At 35.3% G+C, this 26,117-nt stretch carries 22 protein-coding genes and 1 pseudogene; all 23 read left to right on the top strand.

Features of this window, described 5'->3' with window-relative positions:
- Nucleotides 1-14: 14 nt before the first annotated feature.
- The 23 genes and pseudogenes from IGJ66_RS08525 to IGJ66_RS08415 all read left to right on the top strand — a co-directional run bounded on the left by IGJ66_RS08525 (nucleotide 15) and on the right by IGJ66_RS08415 (nucleotide 26,095).
- Nucleotides 15-938 carry a YihY/virulence factor BrkB family protein gene (locus IGJ66_RS08525; protein ID WP_067480635.1) on the top strand — a complete coding sequence of 308 codons (924 nt, stop codon included), beginning with the start codon at nucleotides 15-17 and terminating at the stop codon, nucleotides 936-938.
- Nucleotides 939-1,027: 89 nt separating this feature from the next.
- Nucleotides 1,028-2,158: a glycosyltransferase family 4 protein gene (locus tag IGJ66_RS08520; RefSeq protein ID WP_067480639.1), complete on the top strand. Its 1,131-nt coding sequence runs from the start codon at nucleotides 1,028-1,030 to the stop codon at nucleotides 2,156-2,158.
- Nucleotides 2,159-2,959 carry a glycosyltransferase family 2 protein gene (locus IGJ66_RS08515; protein WP_075491561.1) on the top strand — a complete coding sequence of 267 codons (801 nt, stop codon included), beginning with the start codon at nucleotides 2,159-2,161 and terminating at the stop codon, nucleotides 2,957-2,959.
- On the top strand, nucleotides 2,959-3,786 hold the full coding sequence (locus IGJ66_RS08510) for a glycosyltransferase (RefSeq protein WP_311798236.1): 828 nt from the start codon (nucleotides 2,959-2,961) through the stop codon (nucleotides 3,784-3,786). Before IGJ66_RS08515 ends, IGJ66_RS08510 begins: the two co-directional genes overlap by 1 nt.
- Before the next feature lie 4 nt (nucleotides 3,787-3,790).
- Nucleotides 3,791-4,498 carry a glycosyltransferase family 2 protein gene (locus IGJ66_RS08505; protein WP_071868222.1) on the top strand — a complete coding sequence of 236 codons (708 nt, stop codon included), beginning with the start codon at nucleotides 3,791-3,793 and terminating at the stop codon, nucleotides 4,496-4,498.
- A 100-nt stretch (nucleotides 4,499-4,598) separates the two neighbouring features.
- The gene (gene rfbA / locus IGJ66_RS08500) at nucleotides 4,599-5,465 is read left to right on the top strand and encodes a glucose-1-phosphate thymidylyltransferase RfbA (protein WP_067480649.1); all 867 of its coding nucleotides are present in this window, start codon (nucleotides 4,599-4,601) and stop codon (nucleotides 5,463-5,465) included.
- Between the two features lie 13 nt (nucleotides 5,466-5,478).
- On the top strand, nucleotides 5,479-6,051 hold the full coding sequence (gene rfbC / locus IGJ66_RS08495; protein ID WP_067480653.1) for a dTDP-4-dehydrorhamnose 3,5-epimerase: 573 nt from the start codon (nucleotides 5,479-5,481) through the stop codon (nucleotides 6,049-6,051).
- Between the two features lie 22 nt (nucleotides 6,052-6,073).
- Nucleotides 6,074-7,102 carry a dTDP-glucose 4,6-dehydratase gene (gene rfbB / locus IGJ66_RS08490; protein ID WP_430616502.1) on the top strand — a complete coding sequence of 343 codons (1,029 nt, stop codon included), beginning with the start codon at nucleotides 6,074-6,076 and terminating at the stop codon, nucleotides 7,100-7,102.
- A 79-nt stretch (nucleotides 7,103-7,181) separates the two neighbouring features.
- Nucleotides 7,182-8,033, top strand: a complete 852-nt coding sequence (gene rfbD, locus IGJ66_RS08485; RefSeq protein ID WP_075491558.1) for a dTDP-4-dehydrorhamnose reductase — start codon at nucleotides 7,182-7,184, stop codon at nucleotides 8,031-8,033.
- A gap of 46 nt (nucleotides 8,034-8,079) precedes the next feature.
- Nucleotides 8,080-10,080, top strand: a complete 2,001-nt coding sequence (locus tag IGJ66_RS08480; protein ID WP_271026828.1) for a DUF7657 domain-containing protein — start codon at nucleotides 8,080-8,082, stop codon at nucleotides 10,078-10,080.
- A gap of 52 nt (nucleotides 10,081-10,132) precedes the next feature.
- On the top strand, nucleotides 10,133-11,395 hold the full coding sequence (locus IGJ66_RS08475; protein ID WP_270492403.1) for an EpaQ family protein: 1,263 nt from the start codon (nucleotides 10,133-10,135) through the stop codon (nucleotides 11,393-11,395).
- A 248-nt stretch (nucleotides 11,396-11,643) separates the two neighbouring features.
- A complete protein-coding gene (locus IGJ66_RS08470) occupies nucleotides 11,644-12,450 on the top strand; it encodes an ABC transporter permease (protein ID WP_067480665.1) in 807 nt (268 codons plus the stop codon).
- Nucleotides 12,451-12,461: 11 nt separating this feature from the next.
- A complete protein-coding gene (locus IGJ66_RS08465; protein WP_067480667.1) occupies nucleotides 12,462-13,682 on the top strand; it encodes an ABC transporter ATP-binding protein in 1,221 nt (406 codons plus the stop codon).
- Nucleotides 13,672-15,252, top strand: a complete 1,581-nt coding sequence (locus IGJ66_RS08460; RefSeq protein ID WP_430616501.1) for a class I SAM-dependent methyltransferase — start codon at nucleotides 13,672-13,674, stop codon at nucleotides 15,250-15,252. The genes IGJ66_RS08465 and IGJ66_RS08460 overlap by 11 nt, the downstream gene beginning before the upstream one ends.
- Before the next feature lie 35 nt (nucleotides 15,253-15,287).
- Nucleotides 15,288-17,426 (top strand): glycosyltransferase family 2 protein, encoded by a 2,139-nt coding sequence (locus IGJ66_RS08455; protein ID WP_393968527.1) that lies wholly within the window; start codon nucleotides 15,288-15,290, stop codon nucleotides 17,424-17,426.
- 235 nt (nucleotides 17,427-17,661) lie between these two features.
- Nucleotides 17,662-19,050, top strand: coding sequence for a sugar transferase (locus tag IGJ66_RS08450; protein WP_067480678.1), 1,389 nt, complete (start codon nucleotides 17,662-17,664; stop codon nucleotides 19,048-19,050).
- 21 nt (nucleotides 19,051-19,071) lie between these two features.
- On the top strand, nucleotides 19,072-20,112 hold the full coding sequence (locus IGJ66_RS08445) for a glycosyltransferase family 2 protein (RefSeq protein WP_430616500.1): 1,041 nt from the start codon (nucleotides 19,072-19,074) through the stop codon (nucleotides 20,110-20,112).
- 141 nt (nucleotides 20,113-20,253) lie between these two features.
- Nucleotides 20,254-21,118, top strand: a pseudogene (locus IGJ66_RS08440) (LicD family protein); the annotation flags it as partial.
- Nucleotides 21,119-21,820 (top strand): IspD/TarI family cytidylyltransferase, encoded by a 702-nt coding sequence (locus tag IGJ66_RS08435; RefSeq protein WP_270346133.1) that lies wholly within the window; start codon nucleotides 21,119-21,121, stop codon nucleotides 21,818-21,820.
- An 11-nt stretch (nucleotides 21,821-21,831) separates the two neighbouring features.
- Nucleotides 21,832-22,887: an NAD-dependent epimerase/dehydratase family protein gene (locus IGJ66_RS08430; RefSeq protein ID WP_376021763.1), complete on the top strand. Its 1,056-nt coding sequence runs from the start codon at nucleotides 21,832-21,834 to the stop codon at nucleotides 22,885-22,887.
- Nucleotides 22,888-23,865, top strand: a complete 978-nt coding sequence (locus IGJ66_RS08425; RefSeq protein ID WP_430616499.1) for a glycosyltransferase family 2 protein — start codon at nucleotides 22,888-22,890, stop codon at nucleotides 23,863-23,865.
- 21 nt (nucleotides 23,866-23,886) lie between these two features.
- Entirely contained in the window at nucleotides 23,887-25,284 is a 1,398-nt protein-coding gene (locus IGJ66_RS08420) for an O-antigen ligase family protein (RefSeq protein ID WP_430616498.1), read from the top strand.
- Complete coding sequence (locus IGJ66_RS08415) at nucleotides 25,268-26,095, top strand: LicD family protein (protein ID WP_271026820.1); 828 nt, start codon at nucleotides 25,268-25,270, stop codon at nucleotides 26,093-26,095. The genes IGJ66_RS08420 and IGJ66_RS08415 overlap by 17 nt, the downstream gene beginning before the upstream one ends.
- Nucleotides 26,096-26,117 lie beyond the last annotated feature (22 nt).

Genomic DNA, 26,117 nt, shown 5'->3' with positions numbered 1-26,117 from the left:
TATAGGGGAAATAAATGGGGATTTGGCAGAAAATTAAAGAAAATAAGGATTTTATGCGCTTTATCGAAACAACGCAAAAGCGAATGAATGATTCGGAAATTGGAACAACTTCTGTGGTTGTTGCTTATTACTTGTTGTTATCGTTGTTTCCGCTGATTATTGCATTTGGCAACGTATTGCCTTTTTTAAATATTGATCCAAATACAGTGTTAACTTATGTTCGAGAGGTTATGCCTGAAACGATTTACCAATTTATTGGCCCTGCAATCAAAGATCTACTGACGCAAAGCTCTGGCGGATTGCTTTCAATTTCTGCATTAGCTGCGCTTTGGTCAGCAAGTCAAAGTATCAACGCATTACAAATTGCAATGAATAAAGCCTATGGTGTGGACAATCGAAAGAATTTTTTGATTGTCCGCCTTGTTTCATTAGTGGTCATTGTCTTATTTATGGTTGCGATAGGTGGGGTGACAATCGTCTTAGGGTTAGGAAACTTGATTCTTGAAGCAATTCAACCGATTTTTCAGTTTCCGCTACATTTGATTGATCAGTTCCAAGCTTTGAAATGGCCTGTAACATTAGTTGCGCTATTTGTGATTTTGTTTTTGATTTATTTGATTGTGCCTAATGCGCAATTGAAGTTAAAAACGATTTTGCCTGGAACGATTTTTGCCACGGTTGGCTGGATGTTGTTGTCGCAGGTCTTTGGGATCTATGCGAAGTATTTTGCTTCACGTGTCAGCGGTTATCAAATCATTGGAAGTTTCATCGTTTTGATGCTGTGGTTGAACTTTGCTGCCACGATTGTCATTCTTGGTGGAATCATTAATGCGGTTGTTCAAGAGTATGTATTGGGGAGTCAGGCGACACGTCGTAAAGGCCCACTTAATCGTTGGGTTGAAAAAATAAAAAATAAAATTTCTAATAAAAAAACGTAAATTCCTACGTTCTTTTACTCGACTTATTGTAAACTAATGGTAGTGTTTTATAATAACGGGAAAACTCTCAAGTTAAAGTAGGTGTCCAGATGCTTGTTTCGTTTAGTATGGTCGTTAGGTTTTTTCTAACGATAGTATTATCGTTGATTTTAACACCAATATTTAAAATAATTTCTGTCCAAACAGGAATGGTCGATAAACCGAACGCGCGAAGAATCAATACAGTACCGATGCCAAGTGCCGGAGGGTTGCCAATTTTTATATCTTTTGTTATTTCAACGTTGATTTTGTTTCATGATATTATTCCAAGATTTTATATTGTACCAATTTTATTAGCAGCGTTGATTATTATCATTACGGGGGTATTAGATGATCGATTTGAGTTGACACCAAAACAAAAGAGTGTCGGGATCTTATTCGCTTCACTTGTTATCTACTTTTTAGCAGGTATTCATATCGACTCGTTTACTTTACCATTTTTTGGCCATTTTGAACTCGGGTGGTTAAGCTTTCCAGTAACAATCTTTTGGATTTTCGGTATTACGAATGCCGTGAATTTGATTGATGGATTGGATGGGTTGGCTGCGGGAGTATCACTGATTGGGTTGACTACAATTGGAATCATTGGGTATTTCTTTTTGCATTCATCCACTGTGTATATTCCAATTGTTATTTTCTGTTTAGTAGCGAGTATCATCGGCTTCTTCCCGTATAATTTTTATCCTGCTAAGATTTATTTGGGGGATACAGGTGCATTATTTTTAGGGTTTATGTTGGCTGTTTTATCTTTACAAGGGTTAAAAAATGTAACGTTTGTTTCATCAATTTCTTTATTGATTGTTTTGGGTGTTCCAGTAACGGATACTTTTTTTGCAATCGTTCGTCGCAAGGCAAACCGAGTATCTTTTTCAACTGCGGATAAAAAGCATTTGCATCACCGCTTATTAAGCTTAGGCTTCACACACAAAGGAGCAGTTTTGGCGATTTATGCGATGGCATTAATGTTTTCTTTCACAGCAATGATCATGAATTATGCTGGTCAGGTCGGGACAATTGTTCTGGTACTAGTAATGTTATTTGCGATTATTTTGTTACTGGAGTTAATCGGGTTGATTGGTGAGAAACATCAATTTATTTTGAAAACTTTACGATTTTTGGGAAATAAAGAATATCGTACGCAAGTACTGCAGAAATATTTGAAGAAATGGGACCATCATTAGATGAATAAAAAATTAGAACAGCCGGTCCTAATCAGTATAGTGACCGCAAATAGTCAAAAGATTTTTCGTACATTAGATACCTTGATTGCAACCATTGGTGAAAACCCAGCAATTGAGATCATTATTTTTGATAATAACTCCTCGCCTGAATATCAGGCTAAATTGAAGGAGTATTTACACTATCCTTATCTACACATTAACTTTCATCAGGAAAACAGTGGTTTTGGTTACGGACATAATCAAAATCTGTTGAACAGCAAGTATCGCTATGCTGTTATTTTTAATCCGGATATTTTGGTAGACGAGCAAACAATTACCGAAGTTGTTGAGTTACTGGTTGACCACCCTGAATGTGCGATGCTAGCACCTAAGATTTTAAACGAGGATGGTTCTATTCAATATTTGATTCGTGAACGCCTAGATGTTTTTGATTATATGCTGCGTTTCATTCCCTTTAAATGGGTGAAAAAGTTGTTTGATAAACGATTGGCTAAGTTTGAGTGCAGGGATCTTCCGCTAAATCAAAATAGTTATGTTCGTATGATTTCTGGGAGTTTCATGGTCGTTGACACAGTGAAGTTTACTGAAGTTGCAGGATTTGATTCTCGCTATTTTATGTACTTTGAAGACAATGATTTGTGTTTGAAATTTGAACAAGCGGGTTACAAATTACTGTATACCCCAACGCACTCAGTCGTTCATTTATATGGAAAAGGTGCACATCGTAATTTTAAATTATTCCGAATTTTTATGTCTTCGATGGCAAAATTTTTCCATAAGTGGGGGTGGCGTTTTTTCTAATGAAACCAACTAATTTAGTTGTTGTCGTATTGTATCAGCAACCCATAGAAAAAACACCTTCTTTTGCTCTATTATCACAAGCTGTGTTGGATCAAAAAATCCAACTCGTTATTTTTGATAACAGTCCAACGGAGCAACACCATTCATTGTTTGAAAAAAAGTTCGTGAATTACTATCATGATGCGCAAAATCCGGGATTGGCAGCAGCATACAACTATGCACTGTCGCAAGCTCAACCCACGATTCAACGACTGATTACGTTGGATCAAGATACTGTCTTAAATGAAAGCTATTTGGAGCAAATCAGTCAGGTTGAATTTTCAGATGACTGTGTTGTTGCTGTACCGATGATTTTTGATCAAGGGCAACAAATTTCACCTGTTTATGCCGATCAGTATGTTAATCGTACCTATCGAGCAGTTTCTGAAGTAGGGCTGACGGAGCAACGAGTGATGGCAATCAATTCGGGAACAGTTTTTTCAATCTCATTTTTACAAACAATTGGCGGGTTTAATCCTGCTTTTTCTTTAGATTTTTTAGATCATTGGTTTTTTTGGAAAGTTTATCAACTTCACAAAAAAATTGAAATTTTACCAATCCGCTTGGAGCATGACTTATCTGTGCTCAATTATGAAAAAGTATCGACAACAAGATATGAATCGATTTTAGCTGCCGAAACAAAATTTTATCGCGAGTACGATCAAATTCATTGGAAAAAGCATCGTAAGCAGCTGCTGTTAAGAAGCATTAAACAATTTTTGACAGTGAAGAACCGAAAAATTTGGCGTTCAACCTTGCGAGTTTATGTTGAGATGGGGAAGGTGTAAGTTTTTGCGATCTGTTTGCATGGCCACATTTAATGGCGAAAAATATCTGAGAGAACAATTAAATAGCATTTTACGACAGCTTTCTACAACCGATGAGTTAGTTATCTCTGATGATGGTTCAGTTGACAGCACTTGGAATATTTTGCTGGAATACGCGCAACAAGATTCACGTATTAAACTATTAAAAGGACCTCAACGTGGACTGATTCAAAATTTTGCTCATGCAATTGAACAAGCAAATGGGGAAATCATTTTTTTGGCTGACCAAGATGATGTTTGGTTAGACAATAAAGTGAAAAGGATAACGGCTGATTTTGCAGCCCATCCGAAAAGGCAAGTTGTTGTTTCGGACTTGGTGATTGTGGACGAGGATCTTAAAACCATTTATCCCTCTTATTTTACTTATCGGCATTCAAAAGAAGGATGGTTGAATAACTTTGTCCGTAGTCATTATATTGGAGCTGGTATGGCCTTTCGTTCGAGTCTGAAGCCTAAAATCTTACCAATTCCAGATGATGTACCTATGCACGATATGTGGATTGGTTTATTAGGTGGAAATCAGGTCGGATTTATTCGCGAACCGTTGACGTTGTATCGACGCCACGACTTGAACGCAAGTGAGATCCAAACGCATTCCAGTTTTCAACAAAAATTGGCGTGGCGATTTCATTTATTGGTGTCCTACCTAAAAAGAAAGTGGCAGCGACACTAAGTTTAATAAAAAAGTATTAAATGCCAAATAGCTCATGACAAATGTTTGGATTGATGAGATAATAACAAAGTGAAATTTGAAAAAAGGAGCGCTTAAAGCCATGAAGGGAATTATTCTTGCTGGGGGAAGCGGAACACGCTTGTACCCATTGACAAAGGCAACTTCAAAACAGTTGATGCCGATTTACGACAAACCAATGATTTATTATCCAATGTCAACATTGATGTTGGCTGGAATTAAAGAAATCTTGATTATTTCAACACCACAAGATACACCTCGTTTCGAAGAATTATTTGGGGACGGGCATGACTTGGGGATTCAAATTGAGTATGCAGTTCAAGAAAGTCCTGATGGTTTAGCACAAGCTTTTATCATTGGTGAAGAATTTATTGGCGATGACAGTGTCTGCTTAGTTTTAGGCGACAATATCTACTATGGTGGCGGTCTATCTAAAATGTTGCAGCGCGCTGCAGCAAAAGAAAGTGGCGCAACGGTGTTTGGGTATCATGTAAATGACCCTGAACGCTTTGGAGTTGTTGAATTTGATGAGAACATGAATGCTTTGTCAATCGAGGAAAAACCAACTCAACCAAAATCAAACTATGCTGTTACAGGTCTTTATTTCTACGATAACGATGTCATTTCAATTGCAAAAGACATTAAACCATCTGAACGTGGTGAATTAGAAATCACAGATGTCAATAAAGCGTACCTAGAAAAAGGAACTTTATCTGTTGAATTGATGGGACGTGGGTTTGCTTGGTTAGATACTGGTACACACGAATCACTACTTGAAGCTTCAACATTTATTGAAACCATTGAAAAACGTCAAAATTTAAAAGTAGCTTGTTTAGAAGAAATTGCTTATCGCATGGGCTACATTACGAAAGAACAATTGTTTGCATTAGCGCAACCATTGAAAAAAAATCAATACGGTCAATATTTATTAGCTTTGGCCGCTGAATAGGGAGTCTGACAACATGAAAGTAACTGATACAAAATTAACAGATGTCAAGATTATCGAAATGGATGTTTTTGGTGATCACCGTGGCTTTTTTACTGAGAGCTATTCAAAAGCAAAATTTGAAGAACATGGGTTGACTTATGACTTTGTTCAAGATAATCACTCTTTATCTGCTGAAGCCGGCGTGCTACGTGGCTTACATTTTCAAAAAGGAGAATCTGCTCAAACAAAATTGATTCGTGTAGTCACTGGAGCAGTTTTAGATGTGGTCGTTGATATTCGTAAAGGCAGCCCAACTTATGGACAATGGGACGGCTTTATTTTATCCGAACATAACCACCGTCAACTACTTGTTCCTAAAGGATATGCGCATGGTTTCGTTACGCTGACACCAGATGTCAACTTCCTTTACAAATGCGATAACTATTATGACGCTGCTGCAGATGGCGGAATTGCTTTTGATGATCCTGAGTTAGCTATTGAGTGGCCAATTGACATCAGTAAAGCAATTATGTCAGAAAAGGATCATAACCATCCAACGTTAAAAGAATTTGAAGCAGAAAATCCATTCGTTTATGGCGAAATTTAAACTTTAAAGGAGAACCATTTTAATGAAAAATATCATTGTAACAGGTGGCGCTGGATTTATCGGTTCAAATTTTGTGCACTATGTCGTACAAAACCATCCGGAAGTTCATGTAACTGTTTTAGATAAATTAACTTATGCTGGAAACAAAGAAAATTTAGCGGGATTACCAAGTGATCGGGTAGAACTTGTGGTGGGCGATATTGCTGATGCACCATTAGTTGATCGTCTAGTGAAAGACGCAGATGCAGTTGTTCATTATGCAGCTGAATCACATAACGATAATTCATTAAAAGATCCATTTCCATTTGTTCAAACCAATATTATTGGGACATATACTTTATTGGAAGCTTGTCGAAAATATGATGTGCGTTATCATCATGTTTCAACGGATGAAGTTTATGGCGATTTACCATTAAGAGAAGATTTACCAGGACATGGTGATGGTCCAGGCGAAAAATTTACAGCTGAAACACCATACAATCCTTCTAGTCCTTATTCTTCAACTAAAGCGGGATCAGATTTATTAGTGAAAGCCTGGGTACGTTCATTTGGCTTACGTGCAACAATTTCTAACTGCTCAAATAATTATGGACCTTATCAACACATTGAGAAATTTATCCCACGTCAAATCACTAACGTTTTAAGTGGTATTCGTCCTAAATTATATGGCGACGGCAAAAATGTGCGTGACTGGATTCACACAAACGATCATTCATCTGCTGTTTGGTTAATCTTGACAAAAGGTGAAATTGGCGAAACATATTTGATTGGTGCCGATGGCGAAGAAGACAATAAAGCAGTGATGGAATTGATTTTAGAGTTGATGGGTCAATCAAAAGATGCGTACGATCACGTAAAAGACCGTGCGGGTCACGATTTACGTTACGCAATTGATTCAACTAAATTACGTGAAGAACTTGGCTGGAAGCCAGAGTTCACGAATTTCCGTGATGGTTTATCGAATACGATCAAGTGGTATGAAGAAAATGAAGACTGGTGGAAAAAAGAAAAAGAAGCCGTAGAAGCAGCATATGCCAAAAATGGTCAATAACAATTATTGATGAGATAAAAGTGTGAGGCAGGCGCTAGCCTGTCTCTTTTTTCAAACAAATTTAAAGGAGCGAAAAACAATGTTTTTATTAACTGGAGGAAATGGCCAATTAGGTACAGAATTGCGCCATCTATTAGATGAAAAAAATCTACCATATGTTTCGACAGATGCGAAAGAATTAGACATTACTGATGAAAAAGGAACCATGGAATATATCGCCGAATTGAAACCGGATGTTATCTTTCATTGTGCAGCCTACACTGCAGTTGATAAAGCAGAGGATGAAGGCAAAGAATTAGACGAGAAAATCAATGTCGACGGTACAAGAAATGTTGCACTTGCTGCGAAAGCGGTCAATGCTAAATTGGTTTACATTAGTACAGACTATGTATTCGATGGAAAGAAAGAACAAGCAGAATACGAAGTGGATGATTCAACTAATCCGTTGAACGAATATGGTCGAACAAAACTTTTAGGTGAACAAGCTGTCGAAGAAATTTTAGAAGATTATTATATTATCCGTACTTCTTGGGTATTTGGTATCTATGGCCATAATTTTGTATTTACAATGCAACGTCTGGCGGAAACACACGATCGTTTGACAGTTGTAAACGATCAATTTGGACGCCCAACATGGACACGTACACTAGCCGAGTTCATGGTATACGTCATTGAACAAAAAGCACCATATGGCATTTACCACTTATCAAACGAAAACAGTTGCTCTTGGTATGAATTCGCGAGAGAAATCTTAAAAGATACTGACGTGGAAGTAGCACCTGTGACATCAGCGGAATTTCCACAAAAAGCAGTACGTCCACAATATTCTGTGATGAGTCTTAAGAAAGCTGAAAAATTAGGTTTTTCTATTCCAACTTGGCAAGAAGCTTTGGCACAAATGCTGATTGCCGCTGAAGAAGCAAAAGCGTAATTCGTTTCTGCTAGTTTAGGAAACAAAAGAGAAATTGGGGAATTTTATGGAAAAACAAACGAGAAGTGTACGGCATAGCACTGAAAAAACAAATCGTGCGCCTCAGACAATTTTTGACTCATTGCTTAGGCTCCGTTATTTGTTTGGCTTACTAGCAATTGTCATAGTCGTCACATTTAATTTAAATGGCAGCTCAATTGGCATGTGGGATAAATACGTTTCTCAGCGAGATGACGGGAAAGAAACAGATGTTTTGTTTGGGAAAGATCGTGAAGTTCGCTCAGATGAATGGCTGGTACAGACGCCATTTTATCTTTCGCAAGCAGAAAATGATTATCCAGTAATCAACGAAGATTACTCCTTAAATGGTCAAAATATGATTATTGCTTATAATTCACCGGTTAAAGACATTACGGTTATCGGCAAGCCATTTAACTGGGGGTTTTTCTTCTTGGGACGTGATCGAGGGCTATCTTGGTACTGGGGAATGAAAATCGTCGGCATGCTCTTGTTGTCTTTTGAATTATTGATGATCATCACTAGAAAACGAAAGGGATTGTCATTGGTTGGTTCATTTGCACTGACCTTTGCGCCGGCTGTTCAATGGTGGTTCATGCAACATGTGGGAGATTTGATTTTCTTCACTGTCGGACTGATGGTGGCTTTCTATCATTATTTTTATCAACATGATCGCAAAGGGATACGAGCCCTGATGATGTTGCTGGTAGTTATTTTTGGCTTAGGCTTCATTTTAGTCATTTACCCAGCACATCAAGTAATGTTAGGTTATTTGCTCGTCTTTTATTTTGTTGGCCTGTTGATTCATTTCAGGAAAAAAGTAGTTTGGGATCTATTGGATGCTGTCCTGATTGTCGGGGCGATAGCGATAATCGGAGGGATCATGGTTCATTTTTGGCTAGTTTCGAAGGATGCCCTGATGGCTTCACTAGAAACGTTGTATCCAGGAAAACGAATCAGTACAGGTGGAGAATTCACTTTTGGTAAGTTCTTTTACTTTTTGACTAACTGGAAGATTCCATTTACAGACATTACATTTTCAAATAATTCAGAAGTGGCCTTTTTCTATCATTTCTTCCCAACTGTGCTTTTGGCTAGCCCATTTGTATTATTTGGTAAGAAAAACAGTGAACAGAAATTATTAGGACGAATATTAATGGTTTTTTGTTTGTTTGCGATTTTTTGGATCACCGTTGGCTTACCAAAAGAATTAGCTGAAATTACGCTTCTTTCCTATGTACCAGCATCCCGTGCATTTACAACTTTTGGCTTTGCAGCTTGTCTGTTAACGATTTGGTTCATTGCCTATGTTTGGCGAGAAGATGTTATTCCAACCTGGTATAAAATTGTCTTATTAGTTGTTAATGCTGGAACGTTTGCTGTGGCAATCTTCACTTCTAGCATGATTAATTATTTTTCAGGGATTGAAATTACAGGGATCGTTGTACTAGGAACATTGTTGCTAGGGTTTGCTTTGTTTCACCAAAGACATTTGTTTTATGTTTCATTCGCAGCATTAATTGTCGCTTCTGGTTTTTTTGTCAATCCGGTTGTTGAAGGAACGGGTGCTATTTTTGAAAAGACTTTAGCGAAAGAAATTCAAAAAATCAATAACGAACATCCAGATCAATTATGGTTATCTGAAGATGAATTGTATAATTTTACACCAACACTTGGAGTAAAATCATTCAATACGGTTCGTTTTTATCCAGATATGAAAGCATGGGAAATCATTGATCCAGATGGAACCTATGAGAAATATTATAATCGTTATGCCCACACTCGTGCATTTATCGCGAAGGAAGACACAACGTTTATCCTTGATCGACCTGATATGTTCTCTGTGACATTGAATTTTGATGATGCCGAAAAATTTGGTATACGTTATGTCGTAAGTAAGCGACCTTTAGCAGACTACAATCAATTAAATGAGGCGCAGTTTACTCAATTATATGGCCCAGACAATGATGGCTATCGAATATTTGAAGTAGATTATCCGGCCAATGGACAAATCATTAGCCAGCAATAACAAAGTTATTCAGTTAAATAAAAGAGAGAAGCTAGTACAGGAGAGTGGGGAAATGCAGAAAATCCTACGAAAAATGATTAATGAAATGAGTGTTGCTTGGCTGCTTCTATTAGTAGGTTCATTGTATTTTATATGGACCGTTGGGCTAAGCAACAACACTGCACTATTTTTATATGAAAATAGTTCGCAATTAATTTTGGGCGGCATAGCCGTTTTGTTTTTATTGAATGTTTACAAAGCAAGAGGTATTGATTTTATTTTTATTGGGATTGGTTTCCTGTTCTTTTTCTTCTTTTCGTATTTCAGAGAAGTGAGAAGCGCTTCATTTTACACAGATATGATGATTCCGTTGATTATTGCTTTTGTATTGTCGATAAAATGGATTGAGTTTGGAAAAATAGATCGAGCTGTTTTCTTGCTGTTGTTTTCAGTTGTTCTGACAGTGACTGTCTATCGTGTTTTTACGGAAATTCCGATTCGTGAAGGACAAAGTATCTGGTCTCCAGGGAACAAGCTTTCTGATATTTGGATCAATACCAACACGATAGGCGCATCAGTGATGACACTGGCTTTCTTAATTAGTGGTTTTGCTAGCTCATTTGAAAAGTGGTACATTCGTCTGTTAAGTGTGCCAGCTGTCGTTGCAGCGTTTGCCACGATTTGGGTTTGTCAGTCAAGAGGTGCATTAGTTGCATTGATCGTTTTTATTCTTTTGGACTTGATTCCTAAGTCATTTATGCGAGTGACTCGCGCACCATTTATCATTTATACGGTGACCGCAGTTGCCGCTTTACCACTTTCATATTTTGCGGCAGCTTCAAAAGAAGTAAATCTTTTTACTGGAAGAGAAGAAATTTGGGCAGATTTTTATCAGACTTTGGCTGCTAAAACGCAACAAGTGTTGGTAGGAATGAAACCTTATTTTTACACGAAACGAGCAAATCAAGTTTTGGGTAATCATAATAGTTATAATTCTTTCTTGAATCTTTATGGAGTGATTGGATTAGCCATCGTGGTTACTTTATTACTGATTTTTATTGGTCGAAGAACACTAAAAGGTGATTTATCGAACGGCCAATTAACTTTTATCTGGGCTTTCTTTGGCATAATGACACAATCTTTTATGGAAGATACTTTGACTTCTTTCGCTTGGCTTCCGATTATTTATCTATTACTAGGAATGAGTGTTCACCGCTTTGACCAGCCAGCAGAAATGCAAAAAGTACCGGATGAATTAGAAACAGCAGATGAGTCGTTCGAAAATCCAGAAGAGAATCACAATGAATTTTCACGGATGAAGAAGTATCATCATTAAGAAGTAATCAAAGAGAGGCTGAAACAGTTTTGTTTCACTCTCTTTTTTTATAAAAATAAGTATGCATCAGAAATGAAGTGATACCTTGCTTGATTGCAATTAGAAACTATCTTTTGTAGAATAGTAACGGTCGAGTATTTGTTACTTAATAGAAAAATTAAGAAATAAATAATATCGCAGTCAGCTAGTAAAAATATGGTAAAATGGCAGTTGATTGTAATTAACAGAAATCGCTTGGAGGAACACAAATGTTTAAAGATCTGTTTTTATTTATGAAAGATATTTATCAGAACAGAAAATTATTGATTCAGTTTTCATTAAATGACTTTAAATCACGTTATGCTGGTTCTTTTTTAGGAATCATGTGGGCATTCATCAACCCGATATTCACTGTGTTGATCTACTGGTTAGTCTTTGGCTTCGGCTTGAAAGCTGCAATGACTGATGGTAAATATCCATTCATTGTTTATCTGATTACGGGGATGGTTCCCTGGTTCTTCTTCTCAGATGCATTTACCTCAACGACATTAGTCTTTCGAGAGTACACGTATTTAGTCAAGAAGGTCGTTTTCAACATTCGTATCTTGCCAAGTACGAAAATTTTATCTAATTTATACACACACCTCTTTTTTATCGTGATTGGCTTAGTTGTGACAATTGGACATGGAATATTCCCAACCATTATGACACTACAACTGATTTATTATCTATTTTGTATGTGTGCATTTTTAACAGGGATCACTTGGTTGACAGCATCTATCCAACCGTTTTTACCAGATATCGTACAATTCATTACGATTTTGTTGCAATTGATTATGTGGACATTACCAATTCTTTGGAGTCCAAGTCAGTTTAACCCGACAATTGTTCAAATTTTGAAATTAAATCCACTTTATTACATCGTTCAAGGGTATCGTGAATCTTTCTTGAGCCAAGCGTGGTTCTTTGAACATGGCATGTATACTTTATACTTTTGGGTAGTTACATTAGCATTCTTTGTGGTTGGTTCAGCTGTGTTCCGTAGATTGAAACCACATTTTTCAGATGTACTGTAAGGAGAATAGAAATGACAGAATATGCGATTAAATTAGAAAACATCACCAAATCATATAATATGTACGCAAAACCGAGTGATCGTTTTCGTGAGGCACTGAATCCTTTCAAAAAATCTTATCACGATGTCTTTTATGCATTGAAAAACGTTAATATTGAAATAAAAAAAGGCGAAATGATTGGTTTTGTTGGCGAAAATGGTTCAGGAAAATCGACGATGCTTAAAATCATTACCGGTGTGTTGACACCTTCTGCTGGTACAATGGAAATCGATGGAAAAATCTCTGCATTGCTTGAGTTAGGTTCTGGATTCAATCCAGAATATTCTGGCTATGAAAATATCTTTTTAAATGGCATGGTCTTAGGATTTTCACGAGATGAAATTGAAGGTATGGTCGATGACATCATTGATTTTGCCGATATTGGGGATCATATTTATCAACCAGTAAAAACTTATTCAAGCGGGATGTTTGTCCGTTTAGCATTTGCGGTAGCAATCAATGTTAATCCAGATATTTTGATTGTTGATGAAGCATTAGCAGTCGGTGATTTAGAGTTTCAATTGAAATGTATGGAAAAATTTACTGAAATCAAGAATTCTGGAAAAACGATTTTATTCGTATCCCATGATATTAGCTCAATTCGTCGTTTTTGTGACCGTAGTTATTGGTTGAAAAACGGTGAAGTCGTAGAATACGGGGATACGATGGACGTTACGACCAATTATGAAAACTTCTTGAAGAAAAAATCAGTGAAGACAGTCGACCGCAATAAGAATCAAGTTGAACGTCATGCCGCACCAGATATTGTTGATGTGCTAAGTGCCGAGTTGCTTGATAAAGAGAAGAAACCGGTCGATATGATTGAACAAGGGGAGACACTCTTTGTGAAAGTTACCTATAATGTCAAAGACGAGTCAATCAAAAAACCAGTCTTGGGGATTGCTTTACGAACGGTTGATAATTTTTATGTTTGTGGGTTGAACACATTATTGGATGACATAACGATTCCTTGGAAAAAAGGTGAAAATGTTTTTTATCTTGAATATGAAAAACTAGGCTTACTAGCTGGTGAGTATTATTTTGATGTGGCAGTTTTTGAAGAAAATGCTACAGTTCCGTTAGTTTATAAGACAAAATATATGAACTTATTTGTTAGTGGCTCATACATTGGTGAAGGTATTGTCATCTTGGATCACAAATGGGAAGAAGGTAGTCAAAAAGATGAAATATGATTTTGAAATGGATTTAGATGAGCAAAGTAGTGTTGGAAAAATCGCCGCTCAAATCAAACCAGGAAGCAAAGTGTTAGAATTTGGTCCGGGAAATGGCCGATTAACAAAACATTTGATTGGTGCGAAGCAATGTGAGGTTAGCATTGTCGAATTAGATAAAGAGCTATTTGATTTTGTGAGTGAATTTGCACAGGATGGCTTTTATGGGGACATTGAAAGTTTTGAATGGGCCACTTATTTTGAAGGTCAAACATTTGATTATGTTTTGTTTGCAGATGTCTTGGAGCATTTGGTTGATCCAGGCGCAACTTTGAAAAAAGTCAGTGAATTTTTGAGTGAAAATGGAGAAATTTTGATTACGTTCCCTAACTTAGCTCATAACTCTGTAATGATTGATTTATTTAATAATCAACTTCCATGGACTTCTTATGGCTTGTTAGATGAAACACACAATTCATTTTATACGCATGATGGTTTTCAAAGAGTGTTTGAAAAAGCTGGCTTGATGATTAACATCGAAGACTATTTATACTTAGCAGTAGAAGACACCGAGCTTTCTTCTCGTTACGAAGATTTGCCAGAAGCGGTTCGATATGACTTCAAAATGCGTCCATTTGGAGAAGTTTATCAATACTTCTTCTCGTTAAAAAAACAGGCAGTACCCGAAATTGCACAGCCACAAAATTCAAATTACGTGAAAATCTTTGATTTGGTTCAACAAACGGCTGAGGGAGAAACCAGTCAACAGATTCCTATTAACAATTACACTGGTGAAAACCAACGTTTGACATTTCCAATTGCTGAAAATATTGAAAACGTGTTATTCCGTTTTGAAAAACAGCCAAGTTTTATTGAATTTACTGCTGAAATTGCGGGAGAGAAAATTGATTTCATTCGTTCAAATGCTGCGCTAAAAACAAACAGGGATTGCTATCTATTTGATGGAAAAAGCGTACCAGAATTAGCAGTAAAAAATGTCGCTGGACACGAATTAACGGTGAATATCCATTATCGTTTTATTGGAGAGCTTACTCAAACTTTCTCAGAAGTCTTGGAAACTGTTCAACCAATGATGGCTGTTCATCAAGAATTGACAGGGAAAATAGCAGATTTAGAAAAAGATAATTATCAAATTAGAGAAGAAAATGCTAAGCTTGATCATTACTTGCAAACAACAACTACGCGTTATTGCTCACTTTTAGATAACGATGAATGGGTAATTAAATCAAAAAAAACTCGTCGAACAAAAGAAACTCCTAAAAAAGTTCAAGCAAAAGAGTTAGCGTTATGTATTGATGAAAAGCATTGGGATGAAGAAACCAAAGTTTTAACAATTATTGGTTGGGGCATCTCACAAGCAGATCGAAACGCATTGTCTTATCATTTATCAGTAGATCAATCACCGTTTTTCGATGCTAAACCGATTTATCGCAAAGAAGTGAATGAGGCTGAAAATCTTGCAGAAAATGTTCCTGCCGGTTTTGAATTGCAGATTCTTTGTGAACATGAACGTACATTTTTAATTGAAGTAACAGCAGAAAATGGTCAAACTTGGATTATTGAAATGTAATTCATTGGCCTACTTGATAAAGGAGTAACTGGACAGTGACAAAGAAAGAAATTGCTGTATTTATTGATACAATCACTCGGGAACGAGCTACTGGAGACTTACTTATTGTGGGTTGGGCAATTGATGAAGTAACTAAAGAAATCCCTTCAGTCACAGTAGAAAAAAGCCAAGTTTTGATTGAAACAACGCCTGTCGTTCGTTTAGACATCAATCATTTATACGAACTAGATGTCAAAACGCAAAGCGGATTTAAAATTCGACTTTCAGGAAAATTAAAAGGAAAAGCTATCTTAGATTTTCAGACAACTACTCACCAAAATGGAATTGCCGTGAAGCTAAATGGACGTTATCCTTTTGATGATGGATTTGAGACCTCTTGGCAAAAACAAATACGTTTGCTGAAAAAAGGTGTCAATTACGCAAGAACACATGGCTTAAAAAAAGCTGTTCGTCGCGTCAAGCTAGAATTGAAACCTGGTTCAGTTGACTATGCAGAGTGGATTACTCGTCACGAAAAAGTTGATTTAGAAGCACAGCGTAAAGCTGCTACTGCCTTAGAATATCGTCCATTGATTTCAATTGCTATGCCTGTTTACAATGTTGAAATTAAGTGGTTAGAAAAATGCATTGATTCTGTTCTAGGACAAACGTATGATCACTGGGAACTATGCATTAGTGATGATGCTTCAACAGATCCGGCTATTCGCAAATGTCTGGAAACTTACCAAGCAAAAGACGAGCGAATCAAAGTCGTCTTTCGACAAGAAAATGGACATATTAGCTTAGCAACTAATTCAGCTTTAGAATTAGCTTCGGGTGAATTTTTAGCTTTGTTGGACAATGATGACGAGTTGCCAGCTTCAGCGCTATATGAAGTAGCCAAGGTATTGAACGAACGACCTGAGCTGGATTTAATCTATAGCGACGAAGATAAAATCGATTCTGATGGGAATCGTTTTGACCCCCATTTTAAAGCTGATTGGTCACCAGATACACTAATGGGAAACAATTACATTTCTCATCTAGGTGTTTATCGCACAAGCATCGTGAAAGAATTAGGTGGATTTCGTAAGGGGTATGAGGGCTCACAAGATTATGATCTTGTTTTACGTGTGACAGAAAAAATTCCAGCAAATCATATTTATCATATTGATAAAGTTCTGTATCACTGGCGAACGATTCCAGGTTCTACAGCAAGTAGTGGCGAAGCGAAAAGTTATATTTATGATTCTGGTGTAAAAGCGTTGACTGATGCACTGAATCGTCGTGGAATCAAAGGGAAAGTACGTCCGGGAAGAATCTCGGGTTTTTATGAAGTGATGTATGACGTGATTAAAGAAGACTTAGTGAGTGTCATTATTCCAACTAAAAATGGGTATGAAGATTTAAAAGTCTGTGTTGATTCAATTATTGAGAAAACAACATATCCCAACTATGAAATTATTATTGCAGATAATGGAAGTACGGATCCAAAAATGCAAGAATTGTTTGCAAACTACAAAGAGCGTTTAAACGATCGTTTCATTGTCGAGTTGATTGATATTCCGTTTAACTACTCACGGATCAATAATCTAGCAGCTGAAAAAGCAAGTGGAAAGTATTTCTTATTTTTGAACAATGATACTGAAGTTATTGCACCAGACTGGATGACGACAATGGTTTCTTATGCACAATTTGATCGAATTGGCTGTGTAGGTGCAAAATTGTATTATCCAGATGAAACAACCCAACATGCTGGTGTCCTTGTTGGAATTGGTGGCGTAGCAGGACATGCGCTAAATAATTATGATAAAACACACTGCGGTTATTTTGGTCGTTTGGTGATTGATGTTGATTATTTAGCAGTGACTGCAGCTTGTATGATGGTTAAAGCAAGTGACTTTCATGCTGTTTCCGGATTTGACGAGACATTAGAAGTTGCATTTAATGATGTTGATCTATGTTTGAAAGTCTATGAACTGGGACGTAACAATGTTTACGCACATCAAGTGGAACTTTATCATTTTGAATCAAAATCAAGAGGATATGAAGATACTCCAGAAAAACAAAAACGCTTTGCTGGTGAAATCAAAAAAATGCAAGACAAGTGGCCAAGCTACATTGCACATGATCCATTTTACAATGATAATTTGACTAAAGAAGGTATTGGAGATTTCTCTCTAAGACCGGACTAATCAAAAGCGATGAACGTATCGAACTTGGATACGTTCATCGCTTTTTGTTATTTATCACGCCTGTAAGAATGAAGACACCGAGTGTGGATTTTAGAAACAAAAATGAAAAGATAAAATAGTCTATTTTATTGCATATAATAGTTTAATTTCCTTTACATTTTGGTTACTCGCTAGGCTTTTAAGGCTTGCTATGGTAAGATGATAAAGGCATTATTCTGAGGTTAGGAGTGTATATATGAATAAAAATGGGGAGTGGAGCGCCGCTCGCAGAATATTTATTATTTTAATGGATGTGATTGTTTATAACGTTGCAGTCTATATAAGCTTTTTACTGAAGTTTCAAGGAGAAATACCAGTTCGTAACTTTGAAACTTTTGAGAATTCCGCAGTTTTTATTTCGATTATATTTATTGTTCTTAATATTTTGTTAGGGGCTTACGTCTTTTATAATCGAATGATCAGCGACATTATTTTTGTAACTGTTATTGGTCAAGTATTGATGACCTTTGGGATTATGATTGTAACTTTTGCTGGGCGCTGGTTTGCATTTCCGCGGTTAGTTATCTTACTTTCTTTTGTGATCGGAACGATTTTGGTCAGCACTTATCGCATTTTGGTGTATAAACTTTACTTGAAAATCAGCAGTGACAAAAAAGTGATTATTGTTGGTTTAGAAAAAGATGTTGCACCAGCAATTCAAAATTTCCAATCAAAGAAAAATAATAAACATAAAGTAGAAGCAGTTATCGTTGATCATTTTTATGAGCATACGAAACAACTGATTGATGGAATCGATATTGTGTACTTGGCTTCGGAAATTGAAGAACAAGAAAAAATTAAAATCTACCAGTTGGTTACCAAGAAAGAGAAAAAATTATTTTTAAATACAACATTTGAAAACTTGATCATGATCAATCCAAATATCATGAATTTTGAAGATGAAAGCATTATTGAATCATCTGGTTTTAGAATCCCTCCAGAAGATGAGCTTTTCAAACGATTATTTGATATTCTTGTTTCACTTGTTTTGTTGATCTTGGCTTCACCATTTATGTTATTAACAGCGATTTTAGTAAAAGTAACATCACCAGGTCCTGTTATCTATAAGCAAGTGCGTATCACAAAAAATCAAAAAGAATTTTCGATTTATAAATTCCGTTCAATGAGCGCAACAGCTGAATCAAAATCAGGCCCAGTCCTTGCTAAAAGCAATGACGCACGCGTAACGCCTGTTGGTAAATTTATTCGTGCCGTACGATTTGATGAATTACCACAAATCTTTAATGTCTTAAAAGGCGATATGTCAATCGTGGGTCCACGTCCAGAACGACCATTCTTTGTTGATCAATTTAATGAAGAAAATCCTTATTACTATTTACGTCATAATGTCCGTGCGGGTATTACTGGCTATGCGCAAGTCTATGGGAAATATGTCTCAGACTACAATAGTAAGTTGCGTTTTGATTTGTTATATATCAAAAAATATTCGTTGTTATTGGATTTGAAAATCTTATTGCAAACAATTAAAATTTTATTCGATAAAATGTCTTCACAAGGTGTGGATGAAGAAGCTGCTTGTTCTTTAGCAGAACTGCATTTCCCAGAAGATAAGATTTATGGATAAAAGGTGAAAGGTGTAGGGAAGATGAAGACTCCTAAGTTTAGTATTATCATACCTGTTTATAATGCTGAAAAAACCATTTCGCATACCATTTCTATGTTGATGGAACTGGAATTTAACGATTATGAAGTGATTATTGTTAACGATGGATCAACAGATACTACCGAGCAAGTGATTAGTGAGCTAGTTCAAGGTAAAGATCGTTTTCAGCTTATTACGACTGAAAATCAAGGTCCTGGAGTTGCTCGCAATGAAGGTTTGGTACATGCTCGTGGAGAATATGTTCTATTTTTTGATGCAGATGATACACCTAAAAAAGATGTACTAAAAAACTATGAACAAATACTTACTAATCATCCAACAACTGATTTGATTATCAGTTCATTTGTTTACCGAACATTGAATGAAACTGAAATTATTTCTGAAAAAGAATACTTGGTTTCTGATTTTGTTTATCAAGATAATCAGCAATTTTTAAATGATATGTATGAATTGATGAGTAAACAGTTGATGTATGTTGTTTGGAACAAATGCTATAAACGAGAGATACTAGAACGACATCAAATTCGCTTTAAAAATTATAGTAGTTGTGAAGATCGGATATTTAACTTGGATTATTATCAATATTGCCAACAAGTGGTCATGAATTCTGCTCTTGCATATACGTATAATTTTGAAGGTGGAAAGGGAATCACTAATCAGTATAAAGAAAATAAATTCGCAACATTCAAAGAATTTTATGAGCTAACTAATTTTATCACTAAAGATCAAGATAAGGCTGGAATGGCTGCTCTGTTGCTAAAGGGGGCAACATCAGTAATTTTCTCTATCTATGAAACAGACACTTTAACAAAAAAGGAAAAAAAGCGTGAAGCGGTTGAAATCTTACGAGATCCGACAATTATTGAAGCCAAAGCAATGGCTGTGACAGATTCTACAGCAAAAAAGATTACGAAATTTTTATATAATTTGCCAATAACGTTTTTTTTATTGGCTATAAGAGTAGGTTCTTTTATTGAAGTAAAACTACCTGGTTTGATGTCATTTTTGAAGCGGGTCTATTAAGGAGCTAAAAGATATTTTCTATTTCTTAAGAAAATATCTTTTTTTGTTGCTTTTAGAATGGTAGTTAGAAGAGTAATTGAAATATAACCATCTTTATGAGAAAATGTACAAGATTAATAAAAATATTGACGGGGCGTAAATATGTATAGTAAGGATCAAAAATTAAAAAAAATTCAACAAGTAAATCTTGAGATGGCACAATATTTTGTTAGCTTTTGTAAGGAACACGATTTATTGTGTTATTTTTGTGGGGGAGGAGCAATCGGTGCTATACGACACCAAGGGTTTATTCCTTGGGATGATGATCTTGATTTTTTTATGCCACGAGAAGATTATCAAAAGCTTGGTGAGTTGTGGGGAACTGATATACATCAAAATAAATACATTCTATTAAAGCCAAGCCGAGACAATAATGATCGCAATTCTTTTACAACCATTAGAAATGTACAGACGACATTTATAAAAACGTACCAAGCTGATTTGGATATTCCCCACGGAATTCAATTAGATATATTTCCGCTTGATGTGGCACCAGATTCAGTAAAAGATAGAAAAAAACAAAAAATATGGGCATTGATTTATTCGCTTTATCGTAGTCAACAAGTTCCTAAAAATCATGGTAAGCTTTTAGAGCTGATTGGAAGGGTGTTATTGGGTATTTTCCCTAGAAAGATTAAATATACTATTTGGTCATTTGCGGAAAAACAAATGACTAAGTACAACCAAAAACCAACTGAAAATATAACAGAGCTATGTGTTGGCCCCAAGTATATGGGAAATATTTATCCAGCTAAAGATTTTTCCTCAGCAATTTGGGTTCCTTTTGAAAATACGGAAATGCCTATTCCTGTTGGGTACGATGATTATTTGCGAAAAGCATTTGGTGATTATTTGAAGGTACCATCAAAGGAAAATCAAATTGCGCATCATGAAGCAATTTTTATAGATCCTGAAAATTCTTATACTAAATACAAAGGAATATATTTTAACTAAAGGAGAAGAACAAATGATTACAGCAATTATTATTGCCGGCGGGGTCGGTAAACGAATGGGACAAGATATTCCAAAACAATTTATAAATATTGAAGGTAAACCAATCATTATTTACACACTTGAATCATTTCAGAAACATCCGCAAATTGATCGCATTTTAGTGGTTTGTAAATCCGGATGGGAAGAAACGATGTGGGCTTACATTAAAGAATTTAATATAAGTAAAGTTCAATGGGTAATAACAGGTGGTTCAAAAGGACAAGAATCAATAAATAATGGCGTCCAATTTTTGAAAGACCATTCTGATGAAGATGATACGATCATTATTCATGATGGTATTCGTCCATTGGTTGATGAACTTGTTTTGTCTGATGTTATTGTGAAATGTAAGGAATATGGAAATGGCGTGACTTCATTACCTTATAATGAACAAATTTTTATTAAAAAAACGGAGGATACGACGGTTGAATACGTGGACCGTAATACTTTGCGAAGAGTATCAACTCCACAAGCCTATCAATATGGTAAACTGCTTGCAGCTTATAACCGCGCGGTAGCAGAAAACATTGGGATGACTGATTCTTCATACACAAATACAATGATGGTAGATCTGGGTGAGACGTTATATTTTGCAGCTGGTTCTGATAAAAATATCAAGTTGACTACAACGGATGACTTGGAATTGTTTAAAGCTTATTTAAAAATGAAAGATTAGGTGAGATAAAGATGACATTAGTTGAACAGCCCATGTATCAAGCTGATTTGGCGAAAGTAGTTGAGAGTCTACCTGAACTGGAAAAACTTGATGGTAAATCAATTTTAATGATTGGTGCTTCTGGAATGATTGGCTCATTTTTAATTGACACTTTGATGCTAGCAAACCAGCAATTGGGATTAAAAATCAAAGTATTTGCTATGGGGAGAAATCGGGAAAAACTTGAAACGCGTTTTTTAACATATCGAAACTTGTCAACTTTTGAGATTGTTGAAGGCGACGTGACAGAACCTTTACCGGAAGATCTTTTGGTTGATTATATGATTCATGGAGCAAGCAACACACATCCTAAAGCCTATGCAACTGATCCAATTGGAACTATCATGACCAATTTAGCTGGGACAGATCAAGTGTTAAAACATGCAGCGGCAACCAATGTCCAACGAACATTATTTTTATCAACAGTTGAAATTTATGGTGAAAATCGTGGAGACGTTGAAAAATTTAACGAAGAATATTGTGGTTATATTGACTGTAATACGTTACGTGCTGGTTATCCAGAAGGCAAAAGAGTGAGCGAATCACTTTGTCAAGCATACATTGCGAAAAATGGGTTAGATATTGTTATTCCACGTCTATGCCGAACATTTGGGCCAACGATGTTAACTTCTGATACCAAAGCTTCTTCTCAATTTATTCTAAATGCTGTCAATCAGGAAGATATCGTGTTAAAAAGTGAAGGTAACCAATACTTTTCTTATGTTTATGTTGCAGATGCAGTTTCTGCAATTTTGTATTTACTATTACATGGTGAAAGTGGTCAAGCTTACAATGTTTCAAACGAGCAATTTGATTTGCATTTGAAAGATTTGGCAAAAAAATTAGCAAACATCAGTGGTAAAAAAGTTATTTTTGAATTACCAGATGAAATTGAAAGTAAAGGATTTTCTAAAGCAAATACAGCTGTTTTGGACAATACAAAATTGACAGCAACGGGCTGGATGCCTTTATTTGATTTAGAGGAATCGTTAGAACATACCGTTGAAATAATTAAGGGTGAGAAGTAAATGTGTGAAATTAGTATTATTATGACGATATTTAATGCAGAAAAATATCTAGAGAAGGCTATTTCATCAGTATTAGGTCAAACATTTAAAGACTTTGAATTAATTCTGGTAAATGATGGCTCAACTGATAGATCGGGTGAAATTTGCACAGCATACGCCGCAAAGGATTCTAGAATAAAGGCCATCCACCAAAAAAATATGGGGGTTAGCTCTGCTAGAAACGCTGGTATAGAAAATGCACGTGGCAAGTATATAGGATTCGTGGATAGTGATGACTATATCGAGGATGATATGTATGAGTTGTTACACTATAATTTAAAAAAAGAAGACGCGGATATTTCAATATGTGGTATTTATGATGTTTATGAAGGGAAAAAACCACAAGCAAAACCAGAAGGATATTATGTTTTAACCAGAGATGAAGCTGTAAAAATGATACTTGAAGCTAAGGTTATTTCTGTTCATCCAATAAATAAATTGTACAAGAGAGAGTTATTTAAAAATATCACGTATCCTGATGGAAAGATAACTGAGGATGGCGCAGTAATGTTTTTGTTATTAGAGAATGTTACAAAAGTGGTTGCTGACATGAAGCCAAAGTATTACTATTACCATCGATCGAACAGTATTACAACGTCACCCTACTCTGAGAAAGACTTAGACACGATTGAAGCATGGGTAGAAAATGAAAAATATATAAATACAAATTATCCAAATTATTCTTCAATCGCACACACAAGAGTCTGTTGGGCGTATTTTGTTGTATTAGATAAAATAATGGCGAGTGAAAAAGAAGTTCCCAAATCAGTAAAAAAAGAAATTATTTATTTTTTAAAAAACAACCTTCTATTTATTCTGAAAAATGAATACTTCACTAAAGCAAGAAAAATATCGATGATTGCTTTAATGATTCATCCTAATGTCTATCGCTATTTATCTTTACTAGAATCAAGAGTAAAAAAAACAAAAAATGATTAAAGATACGGAGTCAGAGTAAAAATGATATTGAATAATGTGAATAAAGTGCTTGATAAAGCAGAAGTGCCATTTATTTTGTTCTGGGAATTTATGTTGATTATTAGAATGGTCAGTTTGTATAGCGTAATACCTTCTATTTTCGATAGCTTAATTTTTGGAATAATAGCTATTGTTGGTGGTTGTCTATTAGCCAGAAATGGAATTTTATGGATTTTAAAAAAGAAAAAGTTAGATTTGTTGCTAATAATTTTTACATTGGCAATGCTTATTTCATCTTTGGTAAGTGGAACTGGTTTATTGTCTAATATAAAAATAATATTTTGGCAGATGCTGTTTTTCTTTGTGGTATATGAGATGAGCAGCAAGAAAAACACTAAGTTGTTTGAGTGGTTTGAAAAAATATTAGTTGGTTTGTGGTTCCTATTAGTTACAATTTCATTAGGAATGTTTTTGGTGAGATTTAGTTATACGATGCCACTGGATAAATTGTATTATGGTGTTCGTCTAGGATTTATTGAAAATCGATTGTATGGTGTATTTGTGGACCCAAACTATGCTGCGACAATTTCAATGATTAGTTTGTTATTCTCAATTCACTTATATTTCCAAACAAATCATAAAGTATTTAAATCATTTTTGATTGTTAGCTCACTATTCCAATACTTCTATATTGTTTTGTCTGGTTCAAGAACTGCGCAAATTGAATTATTCGCTGTAATAGTGATTAGCGGTTTCTTTTTAACCTTTTATTTTAGAAAAAGTAATTCATTATTAAAAAGAACTCTACATTCTACAATCATGGCGTTTGTTTTATTTTTAATTAGCATGTTTTTATTTGTTGGTACACAAAAAGCGTCTGTTGTATTAATCAACTCGATAGATCAACACACAATAATTAAAAAACATTCAACACATGAAAAAGAACTTAGCTTACAAAGAAAAGATGTTGGAGAAGATGCAGATATTTCAAACAGTAGATTTAAGTTGTGGAATAGTGCATTTGAAATATTTGAAAGTAAGAAATTACTAGGAACATCACCCAAAAATATGTTTAGCTATGCAAAGGAAAATTTACCTCAGACATGGATTGCCCAGAAAGAACAGACACCACATAATTTTTTCTTTTATCTTTTAGCTACAACTGGTTTGTTGGGGACAATCCCATTCACTTTATTTTTAGTGATAAAAATTGTCCAGACATTAATTAATTTGTGGAAGCTGAAAATTAAACACTATACGAGATATCTTTATTGGGCAAATATTGCATTAGTTGTGTTGATTTCAGCCTGTTTAATCACAGATATAGTTTTGGTTAATAAATTAGGTGCAATGGTCTTTTTCTTATATTTAGGAAGACTGACTTACAATAATCTGGGAAATCAAGAAATGAGTGAATCTGTAAATGAAAAAATTAACTAATAAAGATATCCAGGATATAAGTGTAGATATACTAGTTTACATTGATGAACTATGCAGGAAAAATAACATTGACTATTCGATTTTTTACGGAAGTTTAATTGGGGTTGAACGACATAAGGGATATATCCCATGGGATGACGATTTAGATATTGTATTAACTAGACCAAATTATGAAAAATTATTGACATTATTGAGAAAACAAGAAAAATATATTTTGTTAAGCCCGGAAGATACGGAGAACTACCGATACGCATTTGCTAAATTAGTAGACAGAGACACAAAGGCAGTCAGTAAGCAATATTACAATAGTGAGGATGAACAACTAGGCGTATATGTAGATATTTTTCCTATTGATGGTTTTCCAACAGATTTGGAAGAACGTAAAAAATTTGGCGATTTGTGTGAACTTTATCGAGCAAATATGGTTTTTTCTTTGAATAATTCCTATGCTATCTCAAGGTCTTGGATAAAGGCAAAAATGAAAAGAGTTTTATATTATCCTAAATATCGTAAACTTTTAAAACAAGGTGACTTTAATTTTTGGCAAAAGAAATATGAAGAATTGGTAATTAAATATCCAATTAAAGATGCCGAGTACTGTGGATATATGGAGTTTATCAATATATATTGGGGCGTATTTCCAACAGCTTGGTTTAAAGAATACGAGGATGTTGAATTTGAAGGGCACACCTTCAGAGCTATCAAAGAAAGAGATCAATTTTTAAGACTTAGATATGATGATTATATGATGCTTCCACCTGAAGAAGAAAGAGTGACACATCATCCGTATGATTTCTACTTTAGAGATTAAGAAATGTGAAAAAGAGGTTCTA

Origin of the sequence: Enterococcus sp. DIV0176 (genome assembly GCF_050528535.1) — a bacterium.
GTDB lineage: Bacteria > Bacillota > Bacilli > Lactobacillales > Enterococcaceae > Enterococcus_B > Enterococcus_B thailandicus.
Note: the sequence above shows the minus strand (reverse complement) of the source record. Positions and strands in the feature narration are given on the sequence as shown.